Raw genomic sequence first — 14,233 nt, 5'->3', positions numbered from 1 at the left:
AACAACCTGCGCCCGCACACGCTGTGGCCGCATCGCGGCTTGAATGCTTACGTATCAACACGTGTTTGTTTCACGATTCGGTGAGTTGTGCGCTGCGCCCGACTTACCCCCAAACCTGAACATCAGGAGTAGACCCATGGCAGGACATTCCCAACAGAGCAACGGCGTAGGTGCGCTGATGCTCATCGCCGTCGCCGTGATTTGCCTCGGCATCGGCTTCTTTATCGGCAAAAACAACGTCACCCCCACCGCGGGTGATGCCCCCGGCGCCGCCGTCGCGTCCAGCGCGAACGCTGGCAAAGACAGCGCCAAGATCCCGGTGGGCGACAGCCCCACCTACGGCCCGGCCAACGCGCCGGTCACCATCGTTGAGTTCACCAGCATGCAGTGCCCCTTCTGTGGTCGCGCCGCTGGCACGCTCAAGGAGCTGGCCGACAAGTACCCCAACGACGTGCGCCTGGTCTTCAAGAACTTCCCCCTCTCCTTCCAGGCTCAGGCCAAAGACGGCGCGCGCGTCGTGATGGCCGCCGAGCGCCAGGGCAAGTTCTGGGAGATGAAGGAGAAGATGTTCAGCGACCTTCAGGCCTACCGCTCCGGCGACGTCAAAGATCTTGGCGCGAAGTACGCTGCTGAGCTCGGCATGGACGTCGAGAAGTTCAAGGCTGACTACGACGATCCCGCCATCGTCGCCACCATCGACGAAGACCAGAAGCTCGGTGAGAGCCTGGGCGTTCGCGGCACCCCGCACTTCTTCGTCAACGGCGAAGTCGTCAACGGCGCCCAGCCCCTGGCCCGCTTCGAAGAGATCGTTAAGAAGCAGCTCGGCGAAGTCGAAGAGATGCTGGCCGCCGGCACCAGCCGTGACGGCATCTACGCGGCGATGGTCGACAAGAACTTCAAGAGCGCGCCCGCCCCTCAGCAGGCTGAGCGCCAGCCTGAGCCCGCCACCGAAGTGCACATGGTTCCGGTGCGTGACGCTGACTACACCAAGGGCGCCAGCGCCGATCAGGCGCTTGTGACCATCATGGAATTCTCCAGCTTCCAGTGCCCCTTCTGCGCTCGCGGCTCCGAGACCATCAAGCAGCTGGTTGAGAAGTACCCCAACCAGGTCCGCGTGGTCTTCAAGCACTTCCCGCTTGGCTTCCAGCAGCAGAGTGAGCCGGCCGCGCGCGCGTCTGTCGCCGCCGGTAACCAGGGCAAGTTCTGGGAGATGTACGAGCTGCTTTACGACAACCAGCGCGCGCTGGGTGAAGCGAAGTTCGAAGAGCTCGCCGGCCAGCTTGGTCTGAACATGGACAAGTTCAAGGCTGACTACGCCGCTCCGGCCACCGCCGAGATCGTCAAGCAGGCCCAGCGTGACGGCCAGTCTGCCGGCATCCGCGGTACCCCGGGCTTCCTGGTCAACGGCATCAAGGTCGTCGGTGCGCAGCCCCTGGCTGTCTTCGAAGATCACGTCAAGAAGCAGGTCGAGATCGCCGAGAAGATCAAGTCCGACCGTAACCTCTCCGGCGACGCCCTCTACGAGGCCGTGGTCGAGTACAACAAAGAGAACGTTGCCGAAGCTGCTCCTGCTGCTCCGGAGCGTCCCGCAGCTCCCGCGCCCAAGATCGATGACGACGCCCTCTCGGTGGGCAACTCCCACACCTACGGCCCGGCCAACGCCCCGGTCACCATCTACGAATTCTCCAGCTTCCAGTGCCCCTTCTGCGCCCGCGGCGCCGAGACCCTGGATCGCGTCAAGGAAGAGTATGGCGACAAGGTGCGCGTGGTTTACAAGAACTTCCCGCTTCCCTTCCAGGCTCAGAGCGAGCCGGCCGCCCGCGCGGCGCTTGCCGCCGGCAAGCAGGGCAAGTTCTGGGAGATGTACCACCTGCTCTACGAAAACCAGCGTAGCTTCCGCGAAGACGGCCTCTGGGATCGCCTCGCCGGTGAGCTTGGCCTGAACATGGACAAGTTCAAGGCGGACTTCGAAGATCCCGCCATCGCGCAGCAGGTCAAAGACGAGTCCGAAGAAGGTCGCTCGGTCGGCGTGACCGGCACCCCGGCGTTCTTCGTCAACGGCACCCGAGTCACCGGCGCGCAGCCCTTTGAGAAGTTCAAAGAGCTGATCGACGCTGAGCTCGAAGGCTAAGTCGTGTGACCGCCGAACCTTCGGCGGTCCGACGCGTCGCAACACACGCCGCCTCCCAATCGGGAGGCGGCGTTTTTTTTGGATAGTCGGAGCTCGGACCACCTCCGGGTCGAGCCCGCGCGACGCGCGACTTTTGCCAGCGCAGCTGCCCGTGCTACCACGATCCGCGACGACGACAATGTTGCGATGCCTTCAAGGCGTCCACCCAATGATTGAGAAGAAGATGCGCATGCCAACCCTCTCTTACCCGCATAAAACAACGACCTCTGGCGCGGCCCTGTGCGCCGCGCTGGTCGCGATACTTCTCGCGGTCGGCTGCGCCGCCACCCCGGCAACCACCGAGACCCCGGCGGCGCCTGCCTGGCAGCAGAGCGAGCTGGTCCCCCTTGGCGAGAGCCCCCGCCAGGGCAACCCACACGCCCCGGTGGTCATCGTGGAGTTCTCCAGCCTGCAATGCCCCTACTCGGCCCGCGCTCGCCAGACGATCGTCGAGCTACTGGAGGCCTACCCGCAGGAAGTGCAGCTTGTGTACAAGCACCTCCCGCTGCCTTTTCAGCAGGAGTCGCGCCCGGCCGCTCTGGCCGCCGAGGCCGCCGGCGAGCAGGGCGCTTTCTGGCCGATGGTCGACAGCCTCTACGCCAGCCAGCGCACCATGGGCGAGATCGGCGCAGAGGCGGCTGGCAAAGAGCTCGCCGCGCGCATCGGTCTCGATGAGCAACGCTACGCTGCAGCCCTGGCCAACCAAATCGCCCTCGATGCGCGAATCCAGCGCGACGTGGAGCTCGCCGGCGAGCTCGGCATCCAGGGCACACCGACCTTTGTGATCAACGGTGAGCCGGTGCGCGGCGCGCAGCCCCGCGAGGTCTTCGACGCCGCCATCGCCCGCGCCCTGGAGCGCCACGCCCTGCTCGAGGCCGAAGGCGTGCCTGCCTCCGAACGCTACGCGCGCTCGGTGGAGCTCGCGCAGATTCAGGCTCGCGAGCAGGCCGAGCAAGCCCGCGAGGAAGCCGCCCGCGCTCAGCAGCCCGCCCCGCAATTCGTCGCAATGCCCGTCGACGGCGACGAGCTCATCCACCAACCCGGCGACGACTTCCTGGTCACCATCGTGGAGTTCTCCAGCCTGCAGTGCCCCTTCTGCGCCCGCGCCGTCCCCACCCTCGCGCAGCTCAAAGAACGTTATGGCGAGAAGTTGCGCGTGGTCTTCAAACATTTTCCCCTTGGATTTCAAGAGCATAGCGAACTTGCTGCCCGGGCAGTCGTCGCCGCTCAGGAGCAGGGCAAGGGCTGGGAGATGCGCGACGCCATTTACGCGCGCCAGGGCGAACTTGGCCCCGAACTCATCGAAAAGCTCGCCAATGAGCTGCAACTCGACCTCGCTGCGTTTACCGCCGCGCTGCAGGATGAAGCGGTCGCCGAGCGCGTTTCGCGCCAGCAAGAACAGGGCCTGAGCGCCGGCGTGCGCGGAACTCCCTCTTTCATCATCAACGGGCGCCTGATCGTCGGCGCCCAGCCCCTGGAGGCCTTTGCGGCCATTATCGACGATGAGATCGCACGCGCTCAGGCCCTCAGCGACCAGCACCCCGAACTGGACAGTGAGGCGCTGTACGAGCGTCTGATCGAAGATCGCCTGGCATCGGCTGGCGAATGATGGTCGTCGGTCCCCTGCCGGCACGATTCTCGGGAAGATGGACCGCTGTCCGAACGTGAAAGGAGATATGATGCGATATGGGTTTGAACTCCGAAGTGGTCTTCTGGCGCTTGCGCTGACTCTTAGCGCATGCGGCACCACGCAACCGGCCGACGTTCAGGAGCAGAGCGCTGCGGAGCAGCCGACCATCGCGATGGTTGATAGCGAGCTCTTGCCCGTGGGCGATAGCCCCATCCGGGGCGCCGCCGACGCCTGGGTCACCCTCGTCGTCTTTGGCGATTTTCAGTGTCCCTTCTGCGGGCGACTCGCCGCTACGCTCGATCAGGTGCTCGCTGAGCAGCCGCAGGGGCGCGCGCGCCTGGTCTTCAAACACGTACCGCTGGACTCCCATCCCCACGCCCGACTCTTTGCCCGGGCCAGTGAGGCGGCAAGGGAGCAGGGCAAGTTCTGGGAGATGCACGACCTGCTCTTTGACCGCGCCGCCGAGCTTCGTGAGGGCAACCCGCAGGCCGAGCTGCGCCGCCTGGCCGGCGAGCTGGACCTGGATGTTGAGAAGTTCGAGCGCGACCTGGCCGACCCGAAGCTCCACGAGCGCGTCGCCCGCGATGAGGCTCTGGCCGAGGAACTCGGGCTTGAGGCGGTGCCCGCCGTCTACATCAACGGTGGCTACATCCCCGGCGCGCAGCCCCCCGCGGTCTACATGCGCGCGATCTATGATGTTGGCGAGGCCACCCGGGGCGCGGTGGAAGATGGTGAGATGAAGCGTGAGGAGGTGTACGCCCACAGCGTTCGGGCGCTCCTGCCGCGTTCACAGCAGGCCCAGGCCGCCCAGGCCGAGCAGGAGAGCGCGCAGGCTCGCATCGCGCGCGTGCCCGTGTACCAACCCGGCCGCCCGGTGCTCGGCGACGATGATGAGGCGCTGGTGCAGATCGCCCACTTCCACAGCCTGGGCTCTGAGCCCAGCGTGGAGATGCATCGCCGTCTGGCGGAGCTTCAGGCCGGCGATCCGCAACGCATCCGCGTGGTGACCTTTCAACTTCCGCACAGCGATGACGAGGTGCTGGCCTTTGCCCACCGCGCGCTCGCTGCGGCTTCACACGATGACGCCGCCCGCGGCCAGCAATTCCTGAGCTGGCTGGCCGAACTCCCGGAGGATGCCTGGTCGCAGGGGCCCGAGTTGCTTGAGCGCATCGACGCAAAACTCAAAGAACTCGGCGTCGACCCTGAGCGCGTCAACTCCGACGAGAGCCGTGCGCGCCTCGCCGCCGACCAGCGCCTGGCCATCGAGCTCGACGTGGTCGGCATCCCCACCACCTTCATCAACGGCCAGCGGGTCGTGGGGCTCGCCCCCCTCGACGAGCTCAAGCGACAGGTGGAAGAGAAGGTGGCAATCGCCGAGAGGGTCGCACAGGTACGCAACATCTCCGGGCAGGAACTCTACGAAGCCATGCTCGATGCTGCAGAACAGCAGCCCGCCGCGCGTTGAATCAGAGCAGCAAAAACGCCGCCAGCAGCCCCACCGCCATGATCGGCGCAAGCCCCATCGCCACATAGGCCCCCAGGCGGCGAGAGCCGATGATGGCGCTCATGATCGCTTTGACCAGGCTGTTGGTCAGGATCGCAATGACAATGGCCTGGGTGGCCAGCGCCGCGCTCAACTCGCCGCCGGCCTCCATTCGCGCGACTGCCAGGCTGATGGCGTTGGTCTCGGCCAGACCGCCGAAGATTGCGGTGAGGTAGATCACCTGCGAGCCGTAGATCTGGCCAACCCCCTTGGCCACGCCGATGATCACCACCAGCAAGAGCGCGAACTTCAGCGCCGGCACAAGCTCAAAGGGGTTGCGGATCTCCAGCGCCATTCCCTCATCGAGCGTCGCCGGCTCATCGCGACCCTCGGGGCGATCGCGCACATGGCTGACCAGGGTGACCCAGAGCAGCCCGGCGACCACCGAGCCCGGGATCGCCATGAGCACAAAGGGCAACCACAGCGTCTTGACCAGCTCCAGGTTCACCACCGCCACCGCCACGGTCACCCGCGCGAACATGAAGGCGTTGGCCAGCATGATCGCAAAAGCCGCCGATAAGAGCACCGTGCGCGAGCGCGGGTTCTGATGCACCTGACGCGACATCGCCAGCGCCACCGCTGTGCTTGATGCCATCCCGCCGAGCACCCCGGTGAGGACCAGCCCGCGGCTTGTGCCCAGAAAGCGAATCGCAAAATAGCCCAGAAAGCTGATCCCGCTGATCAGCACCACCAAAAGCCAGATTTCGCGCAGGTTATAGATCCCCCAGGGATCCACCGGCTGGTCGGGCAAGAGCGGCAGCAGCACCACCGTCACCAGCAAGAACTTCATAGTGGAGACGATCTCCGCCGGCGTGAGCAGGTGCACAAAGGTCGTGGTGTGGCGCTTGAGCGAGAGCACAATGGCCACGATCACCGCGATCGACGCGGCCACCATCGGCATGCTCGGCACCAGCACACCCAGCACAAAGACCACCATCGCCGAGATCTGCGTGGTGATGCCCACCTCATGCTCGGTGGCGCGGCGCTCATGCCAGAAAAAAGCCACGAGCAACGCGAAATAGCCCAGCCCCACCACATAGGGAAGCCCCGGCAGGATGTTCTGCGCGATCACCGAGACGGTGCCCAGCAGCGAACTCAACGCGAAGGTGCGCACACCCACGCTCCCCAGTGGGCTCTCCGGCTCCCGGTGGCTCTGGCGCTCCAGTCCGATGATGCCGCCCAGCGCCAGACTTACCGCGACGGCACGCACCATCCCAAAATCAAGTGCAGTGGAAGGTTCCAAGGTTAAGGCACGCGCTCCATCAGGCGCACCTCACAGGTGTCGCCCGGGCAGTAGTAGTACGAAACCAACACGTGGTCGCGGTGATCGATGGCGGTGGAGACGCCGTAGGTCGGGCCTTCAAAGACGCGCTCGGAGCTCCACTGCCAGCGCTCTTCCTCGCTTCGAGCGATGCGCAGATCTTGCTCGTCGGCGTTGTGGTAGGCCACAAAAAGCGTCTGGTCGCGAGCTTCGATCATCGACGAGAGGTAGTAGGTCTGGCCGTTGTTGAAGAACTCGCGTTGCGAGATCGGATCTTCGAAATCTCCGCAGTCGACGACCAACCCGCTGTTGCCTGAGCCGCTCACGCAGAGCTGCCCGTTCTGGCGGTAAACCAGCGCGCTGACCTGGGTTGTGTAATCTCGCTGGGAGGTCGTCCAGGCGTCTTCACCTACGTCGTAGCGCGAGATCTGGAAGTTGGCGCCCATCCCCCGGTGAATCAGGTAGAAGTCCAGGGCGTTGCCGGCCTTCAATCCTTCATCAAACGCCGCCGAGGTGGCTGGCGAAAGATCGCGCAGGCGCCGCCACAGCGGGGTGGGGTTGGCGGTGTTGTACGTATAGAACTCGACGCGATCTGCGCTCTGCTGCGCATAACTCAGATAATACCGCGCCCGGTCATGGGTGATGTCAAAGCCATCGGCCGCGCTCACTCGCCCCTGAGCCACCCGGTCGACGAGCCAGCCGCCCTCCGGGCGGCGTTGGGCGAGCGCCAGGCTCTGGTCGGGCGCGTCGAGGTAGACCGCCAGAGGTTCGTTGGCGTGAATCACCGAGAGGCCAAAGAGCCCCTCGTGGCGATCGATCGACTCGTAGGACCACGACCCACCCACCGGGCGGCGCGCCACCACGAGCTCCGGGTCAGCGCAGAAACGATCGGCGCAGCGATGGAACCCCAGCCAAACCGTGCCCTGGCGGTCGACGACCACGCTGGTGCGATCGTTGCTGGCGAAAGACCTCGGCAGCCCCTCGGCCACAACCTCACTGCGCCACTCGGTCTCCTCCCACTCAGGCGGCTCCGGCTCGATCTCCGGATCGGGAAACGCCCAGTCCCAATCCTCCGGATCTTCCGGCTCACCCCCCACGTCGATGGGCACAAAGCCCTCATCCGGCTCGCCGGCATCGTCGGGAGGAAGCCCTACATCGATCGACGTCTCCATCGGGGGCTCTTCGAACTCCCAGAAGTAGTCGTCTTCGTCGTGGCAGCTGCACCCGTTGAGCGTGAGCAGCGAGGTGGCCAGTGCGTAGAAGATCAGGCGGCTGCTTGTGATCAGTGTGCGAGACGTCACCCTTTACCTCCGTCCAGAGTTCGTGCGGCAGCGGGACGTGCTGCTGCCCCGGGCTGGTCAAAGGGCAAGTCTCGCAGATTCTCCAGGCGATGACCATCGCCTCGCCAGCTCAAGAAAAACGAGCCCGGGCTGACTTGTTTCAGCCCGGGCTCACCCCTACGCACCCTGCCGGTGCGTTACTGCTCCTGGATCACGCCGTGCGCACTTCAATCTTACGCGGTTTGGCGCTCTCAGCCTTTGGAAGCGTCAGCTTGAGCACCCCGTCGGTGATCTCAGCGCTGATCTTCGTCTGATCGATCTGCTGGCCCACGCGAAACTGCCGCATGAAATGCCCCACCCGGTACTCCGAGTAGAGGGGCTGCCAGCTCGGGTCGACCTCGCGTACGCTTCCCACAATCGTGAGCAGGTTGTCGCGCAGGTCGATCTCAAAATCTTCCGCAGCGGTGCCGGGCACATCAGCCACCAGCGTCAGCGCTTTGGAGGTCTCGTAGATGTCGACGTTGGGCCGAAAATAGCTTCCCTCGCGGGTGCCTTCGGCCTCCTGCAACTCTTCCTTATGGTGAACGGCGATCTCCTGGCTGGTGCTCTGGGGGTTGCCGTTGGAGCTCGTCGTGCCTTTGCTTGTACGGGCCATGTTCGTCCTCCCTGAAGTTCGGGTGATACACCGCGCCAATCAGCGCTCCGTCATCAGCGTCTCGGGATCATTTGATGGTGATACGTCGCGGTCGCGCATCTTCTTTGCGCGGCGCAATGATCTCCAGAATCCCGTTGGTGTAGGTCGCCTCGACCTTCGAGACGTCGATAGGCTGGGGCAGGGTGATGGCGCGGCGGAACTGGCCGGCGTCGCGCTCGCGGCGATGCACATCGGCATCGTCCATGCGCTCTGGCGTGCGCTCTCCGCGAATCACCACCTGATCGGCTTTGGAGCTTACGTCCAGCGAATCGCGATCGATGCCGGGCATCTCCGCGCGGATCATAAACGCGTCGCCGTTATCGTAGATGTTGACCGGGGGGAACACGCCCATGGTGCGGCGGCTCGCTGTCTGCCCGTCTCGGCTCTGGAAGGGGAAGCTCGAGGGCCCGCCCATCATCGAGCGTAGCTCTCGGCGAAAAAGCTGGTAGGGGTCGTCAAACCACGGCGAAGTACTCATCGAATACCTCCACTTGGAGTTACAACTGGGTTCGTAGGAACGACGTCATAAGTCAAAGTGCCGGGCTCTCCGGAGTAGCCTCTTGCGCTCAAGCAACCTAAGCAGCGGGTTCGCAGCGTCAAGCAACTTGCAGCGCGCTCGCTCCTTCAACGCGAAAAGGTCGCGAAAACTAAGGGCGATCCTGAGTTTAAGGGGGACCCAGACGCTCCCCTCGCGAGCACGCTTGCCAGCCTAATCCCCCCCCACTAGATTGACCGGTCCGGTCCGGTGCTCACAGTGAGCGGGCCGATTTTAATGACGCTAACGCCGAGGGAGGCCATGCGCTTTGTCGAGTTGATCCGCAAGAAACGTCAGGGTGGTGAGCTGAGCGAGCAGGAGCTCAAGCGTCTGGTCGATGCCTACACCACCGGAGAGGTGCCCGATTACCAGATGTCGGCGTTTCTGATGGCGGTCTACTTTAAGTCGATGACCTCAAAGGAGCTCTCCGCCTGGACCGAGGCGATGTTGCACTCCGGTCAGGTCCTCGATCTCTCGAGCATCGCCGGCGCCAAGATCGACAAGCACTCCACCGGCGGGGTTGGCGATAAGGTCTCGTTGATTCTTGCGCCTCTGGCGGTGGCTGCGGGCCTTAAGGTGCCCATGATCTCCGGCCGAGGTCTGGGGCATACCGGCGGCACCCTCGACAAGCTCGAGAGCATCCCCGGCTTTAACGTCAACCAGAGCGTCGAGCGTTTTATCGATCTTGTCGACACCCTGGGGCTCGGTCTCATCGGTCAGACCGGCGAGGTCGCTCCGGCCGACAAAAAGCTCTACGCGCTGCGCGATGTCACCGCGACCGTCGAGTGCATCCCGCTCATTGCCAGCTCCATCATGAGTAAAAAACTCGCCGAAGGCATCGACGCGCTCATCCTCGATGTGAAGGTCGGCTCCGGCGCCTTTATGAAGAACATCGACCGCGCCCGCGAGCTCGCGCAGACGATGATCGGCATCGGCAAGGCCATGAACCGCCCGGTGCGCGCGCTCATCACCGATATGGACCAGCCCCTGGGGCGCACCATCGGCAACAGCCTGGAGGTCATCGAGAGCATTGAGACCCTGCGCGGCGAAGGCCCCGAAGATCTCACCGAGATCACCCTGGAGCTCGTCACCGAGATGCTCGACGTGGCCGGCAACGTCACCGACCGCGATCAGACCAAGCGCCGCCTGCTTGAACTTCTGCGCGACGGCAGCGCGCTGGGCGTCTTTGAAAAGATCATCGAAGCGCAGGGCGGCGACGCCTCGGTCTGCGCCGACACCTCGAAGTTGCCCACCGCCAAGCACACCACGGTGCTGGAGGCCTGGGAGGGCGGCCATATCAACCGCATTCAGGCCGAGTCGGTGGGCATCGCCGCCATGGAGCTCGGTGCCGGTCGCCGTCGTAAAGAAGACACCATCGACCCGGCCGTCGGCCTGGTGATGGAGGCCAAGCGTGGCGATAAGGTCGAGCCCGGCCAACCGGTGGTCACCATCCACTACAACGACGATCGCGAGCTCGATAAGGTCAAGCAGATGCTGCGCGAGGCCATTGTGATTGGCGAGGCCCCCACGGATGTGCCGCCGCTGATTCTCGATCGCCTTAGCTAAGTCGTTGAATTTGAAGGTGTAACGAGGTTGAGGTGGTTGTGATTCAGCAGCGCGCCAGAGGTCTTTTTAAGAGTCGGATGCGAGTTCGCGTAGGGCTCTTCGCGGCGTTGCTCCTGCTCGCGGCCTGCGATCGCCCCGCTGACGCGCCCGTTGAGGAGTCCTCGCAGGCTTCCGGTGACGAGGCATCCGGCGACGATCTTCTGATGCCCGAGGACGAAGAAGGGCAGGGCGGCTTTGCCTTCGACGAAGATCTGCTGCTGGAGGGCGCCGAGTCGTTGAGCGACCAGGCCCCGCCGGCCGAGTGCGTCGGCGCTACCGCTGAGGAGGCCAGCGCCGAGTCCCATCCGCGCATCCTCCGCGGCCTGGTGCTTGCCCCGCAGGGCAAGCTCGCTCACCGCACCGACCTCCTCGAACTTTTGATCCCCTCCGCGCACGCTGCCCCGCTGGAGGGGGAGCTCCCGGTGGCCGACGCCCGGGTTGCCCTCTATGAGGGCGATGCACGCGGCGAGCCGGCTGGCGAGCCGCTGATCGAGACGATCAGCGACCGCGCCGGCCAGTGGTGTGTGCGCCTGCCCGACGGGGTCGCGTTTGGCCCGCAGCTTCTGCTCGTCGCCAGCGCTGGCGAGCACCGGTTGCGCCGTCCGGTGCTGCACGCCAACGACCTCGATCTTTACTCCCAGCCCGAAGCGCTGCTCCGCCTGCTCATCGAGGAGGGCTTGACGCTGGACGCGCTCTCCACGCCCACCTACCTCAACCTCGACGTGATGGCCCAGAGCGCGGTTGACCTCATCGAACCGGTGCAGGTCGAGGGCACAAGCGGGCTGGAGAGCCTGCTGGCGCGCCTGCATAAAACGATGGCCGAAGACGCCCGTTTGAAGGAAGCCATCGCGCGCCTCTATGCCGAGTGAGCCGCACCGGGCTTGAACTTCTCGGGCATCGGTCGTCTCTTAAGAAGACGCAAAAAAGCCCCCGACGCCATCTGGCTTCGGGGGCTTTTCTCGTCTCGCTTTAGCGCGATAAGCCGGGTTTTGTCCCGCGCACAAGGCGCGGTGACGGTCATTCATCTAGGCCCCACGTTGCCATGGGGCTCAAGCGGTTACCTGAGGCCGCGGGGCGGGCACCCCGGAGCGCTCCTAAAGAGCGCTCAGCCTCTGTTTACCTTGCATCGGGTGGGGTTTACCTGGACGAGCGACGTCACCGCCGCCCCGGTGAGCTCTTACCTCACCTTTTCACCCTTACCGCGCTGAAAGCGCGCGGCGGTATATCTCTGTGGCACTCTCCCTGGGGTCGCCCCCGGTCGGTGTTACCGACCACCCTGCCCTGTGATGCCCGGACTTTCCTCCCGCCGCCCCTCCGAGGAGGCGCGGCCGGCGACCGTCTGCGCTAAAGCGAGACGAACCCGGAGGTAACCCCCCGGGTTCATCTTTTCAACCTGAAACCACCGGCGAGGTGGATTGGGTCGCGCTTCTGTTGCTCAAATCAGGCTTCCATCGCGTCGGAGGCCGACGACTCGCCCAGGGCATCTTCCCAGAAGTAGAGGATGCGGTTGCAGCTCGGGCAGATCTCCAGCGTGTTGCCACGCTGAACTTCGATGTACTGCTGGGGTGGAAGCGCCATGAAGCAGCCTTCGCAGTGGCCGTTTTTGCAGGCCACGACCGCAAGGCCCGGGCGGCGGCTGCGGATGAAGTCGTACTTGTGAATGACGCGCTTGGAGACCTGACCGCGGGCTTCTTCCTGGCGGTTGGTCAGCTTGTTGATGACCGCGTCGAGCTCGGCCAGGCGCTTCTCGGCTTCGGCCTCATCGGCGGCGATGCCTTCGCGCAGCTGAATGATCTTGTCTTCTTTCTCTTTGATCGACTCCTGGGTCGACTCGATGACTTCCAGAAGGTGCAGGAGCTCCTCTTCGGTCTGCTCGCTGGACTTCTTGAAGCTCTCGATCTCCTTCTCGACCGCGTTGTATTCTTTGGTCGAGCCGATGTCGCGAAGACGCTTCTGACGCATGGTCAGGTTTTCGTTGATCTCTTTGAGATCATCTTTCTTCTGCGACTGAAGGGCGCGAATCTCTTCGAGCTCTTCTTTCTGGGAGTTGAGGTCGTCGACGAGCTTGTCCAGGAAGCCGGTGTTTTCCTGGATGCGTCCAACGATCTCTTCTTTCCTGGTGGTGATCTCGTCGAGCTCCAGGTCGATGTTCTGGAGTTCTCGAAGTAGTGCCAGTTGCTCTTTCAAATTTCACCTCGCCGAGTGATGGGTGCCCAATAGAAAAGCGCCTGAGCGAAGGCTCAGGCGCTTTCTTGGAGCGGTGGACATGTTCGTGAAGTTGGTGCGGGGCTGCGTCGGTTGGACCTGTCGCGCGTAGGAGCGGCGTCCCGCCGCCAGGAGGTGGCGTCGGGAGAGGCCCCCTCGAAGGAGGCCGGTGGGTTTTGAGCGCGCGACGAGCTGCATGATCTCCTGTCAACCTGACGTCTGACGCGACCTTTAAATAACACCCGGAGGTGAATCGGGTCGCGCGTGTTTGCCCGAGCAAAGTCGGGCGAGTGGGCCCACCTGGGTTCGAACCAGGGACCAGCCGGTTATGAGCCGGCGGCTCTACCACTGAGCTATAGGCCCAGGTAACCGGGCCAGCATGGCCCTTGTCGTGCGTCGAACGAACCCTTAGCAGGGGGTCACTATTTCGAACCTGCTAAGCATGCCGCGGTAAATCCTGCGCCGCAGCAGGCCAAGTGTCATAACGAAAGGGCCTGCAGGGTGCAAGCGGCTTTTCGGTGTCGCCCCCCCTGTTGGGAATATTTAAGCGGGGCGTAAGCGGCTGGATTTATTGATAAATAACCACGCCTCCGAGACTTTTTAGCGCCTGGTGTCGAATTTTTTGAGCGCGTCCGATCCCTGCGTTGAGGGGTGTTTTGGGCGATCGTCGGCGCGCGAACGTCGCGGGAGCAGGCGGCCGGTCGAGGCTAAGTTAAAGGGAGATAAGCCTTTTTTCGCGAGGTCGATTCGCCCTCGAAAAAAAAGATGGCCGAGTGTGCACAAACACCTTGACGACCCACCGACCCTCTCTTATTGTCCGGCTCCGCTTCGAGGAGAAAGGGTTTACACCCTGACCCCGAGGCCTCCTGAAACGGGCGCATAGCTCAGCTGGGAGAGCGGCGGCCTTACAAGCCGTAGGTCACAGGTTCGAACCCTGTTGCGCCCATCGAAGGCTGTAAGGATGTTTGAAAAGTAGGAACTACGGGGTAGTAGTTCAGTTGGTTAGAATGCCGGCCTGTCACGCCGGAGGTCGCGGGTTCGAGTCCCGTCTACCCCGCTCACTTAACGCAAGTTAAGTGACGCAACGCACGAAAATTTGAGAACTACGGGGTAGTAGTTCAGTTGGTTAGAATGCCGGCCTGTCACGCCGGAGGTCGCGGGTTCGAGTCCCGTCTACCCCGCTCACTTAACGCAAGTTAAGTGACGCAACGCACGAAAATTTGAGAACTACGGGGTAGTAGTTCAGTTGGTTAGAATGCCGGCCTGTCACGCCGGAGGTCGCGGGTTCGAGTCCCGTCTACCCCGCTCAT

The 14,233-nt window shown here is 63.6% G+C and carries 10 protein-coding genes, 5 tRNA genes and 1 other RNA gene; 9 read left to right on the top strand and 7 right to left on the bottom strand.

Annotated features, from left to right (window positions below):
• The first annotated feature begins 136 nt into the window (after window positions 1-136).
• The 3 genes from FRC98_RS12570 to FRC98_RS12560 all read left to right on the top strand — a co-directional run bounded on the left by FRC98_RS12570 (window position 137) and on the right by FRC98_RS12560 (window position 5,265).
• A complete protein-coding gene (locus FRC98_RS12570; protein ID WP_230467556.1) occupies window positions 137-2,131 on the top strand; it encodes a DsbA family protein in 1,995 nt (664 codons plus the stop codon).
• A 229-nt stretch (window positions 2,132-2,360) separates the two neighbouring features.
• The gene (locus FRC98_RS12565; RefSeq protein ID WP_230467555.1) at window positions 2,361-3,779 is read left to right on the top strand and encodes a DsbA family protein; all 1,419 of its coding nucleotides are present in this window, start codon (window positions 2,361-2,363) and stop codon (window positions 3,777-3,779) included.
• A 70-nt stretch (window positions 3,780-3,849) separates the two neighbouring features.
• Window positions 3,850-5,265 carry a DsbA family protein gene (locus FRC98_RS12560; protein WP_230467554.1) on the top strand — a complete coding sequence of 472 codons (1,416 nt, stop codon included), beginning with the start codon at window positions 3,850-3,852 and terminating at the stop codon, window positions 5,263-5,265.
• Window position 5,266: 1 nt separating this feature from the next.
• On the opposite strand, the gene FRC98_RS12555 is transcribed toward FRC98_RS12560, so the two are convergent.
• From FRC98_RS12555 to FRC98_RS12540, 4 genes are all read right to left on the bottom strand, one after another.
• Entirely contained in the window at window positions 5,267-6,556 is a 1,290-nt protein-coding gene (locus FRC98_RS12555) for an MgtC/SapB family protein (RefSeq protein WP_146981782.1), read from the bottom strand.
• Window positions 6,557-6,588: 32 nt separating this feature from the next.
• On the bottom strand, window positions 6,589-7,905 hold the full coding sequence (locus FRC98_RS12550; RefSeq protein WP_146981781.1) for a hypothetical protein: 1,317 nt from the start codon (window positions 7,903-7,905) through the stop codon (window positions 6,589-6,591).
• A gap of 190 nt (window positions 7,906-8,095) precedes the next feature.
• Window positions 8,096-8,539 (bottom strand): Hsp20/alpha crystallin family protein, encoded by a 444-nt coding sequence (locus FRC98_RS12545; RefSeq protein WP_146981780.1) that lies wholly within the window; start codon window positions 8,537-8,539, stop codon window positions 8,096-8,098.
• 67 nt (window positions 8,540-8,606) lie between these two features.
• Window positions 8,607-9,056, bottom strand: coding sequence for an Hsp20/alpha crystallin family protein (locus FRC98_RS12540; protein ID WP_146981779.1), 450 nt, complete (start codon window positions 9,054-9,056; stop codon window positions 8,607-8,609).
• Window positions 9,057-9,374: 318 nt separating this feature from the next.
• Between FRC98_RS12540 and FRC98_RS12535 the strand changes: the two genes are divergently transcribed.
• Window positions 9,375-10,679: a thymidine phosphorylase gene (locus FRC98_RS12535; protein ID WP_146981778.1), complete on the top strand. Its 1,305-nt coding sequence runs from the start codon at window positions 9,375-9,377 to the stop codon at window positions 10,677-10,679.
• Window positions 10,680-10,756: 77 nt separating this feature from the next.
• Window positions 10,757-11,587 carry a hypothetical protein gene (locus FRC98_RS12530; protein WP_146981777.1) on the top strand — a complete coding sequence of 277 codons (831 nt, stop codon included), beginning with the start codon at window positions 10,757-10,759 and terminating at the stop codon, window positions 11,585-11,587.
• A 93-nt stretch (window positions 11,588-11,680) separates the two neighbouring features.
• Here the strand turns inward: FRC98_RS12530 and rnpB are convergent.
• The 3 genes from rnpB to FRC98_RS12515 form a co-directional block, all read right to left on the bottom strand.
• An RNA gene (rnpB, locus tag FRC98_RS12525) (RNase P RNA component class A) lies at window positions 11,681-12,069 on the bottom strand.
• Between the two features lie 89 nt (window positions 12,070-12,158).
• Window positions 12,159-12,905 (bottom strand): zinc ribbon domain-containing protein, encoded by a 747-nt coding sequence (locus tag FRC98_RS12520; RefSeq protein WP_146981776.1) that lies wholly within the window; start codon window positions 12,903-12,905, stop codon window positions 12,159-12,161.
• 309 nt (window positions 12,906-13,214) lie between these two features.
• Window positions 13,215-13,286: transfer RNA gene (locus FRC98_RS12515), tRNA-Ile, on the bottom strand.
• A gap of 510 nt (window positions 13,287-13,796) precedes the next feature.
• On the opposite strand from FRC98_RS12515, the gene FRC98_RS12510 reads away from it, so the two are divergent.
• The 4 genes from FRC98_RS12510 (at window position 13,797) to FRC98_RS12495 (ending at window position 14,228) form a co-directional block, all read left to right on the top strand.
• Window positions 13,797-13,869: transfer RNA gene (locus tag FRC98_RS12510), tRNA-Val, on the top strand.
• Between the two features lie 37 nt (window positions 13,870-13,906).
• Window positions 13,907-13,980, top strand: a tRNA-Asp gene (locus FRC98_RS12505).
• A 50-nt stretch (window positions 13,981-14,030) separates the two neighbouring features.
• A tRNA-Asp gene (locus FRC98_RS12500) sits at window positions 14,031-14,104 on the top strand.
• Between the two features lie 50 nt (window positions 14,105-14,154).
• Window positions 14,155-14,228 (top strand) — tRNA-Asp (locus tag FRC98_RS12495).
• The last annotated feature ends 5 nt before the right edge of the window (window positions 14,229-14,233 follow it).

Origin of the sequence: Lujinxingia vulgaris (assembly GCF_007997015.1) — a bacterium.
In the GTDB taxonomy this organism is placed as follows: Bacteria; Myxococcota_A; Bradymonadia; order Bradymonadales; family Bradymonadaceae; genus Lujinxingia; species Lujinxingia vulgaris.
The sequence above is the reverse complement of the archived record's forward strand: the minus strand, read 5'-3'. Positions and strand labels throughout refer to the sequence as shown.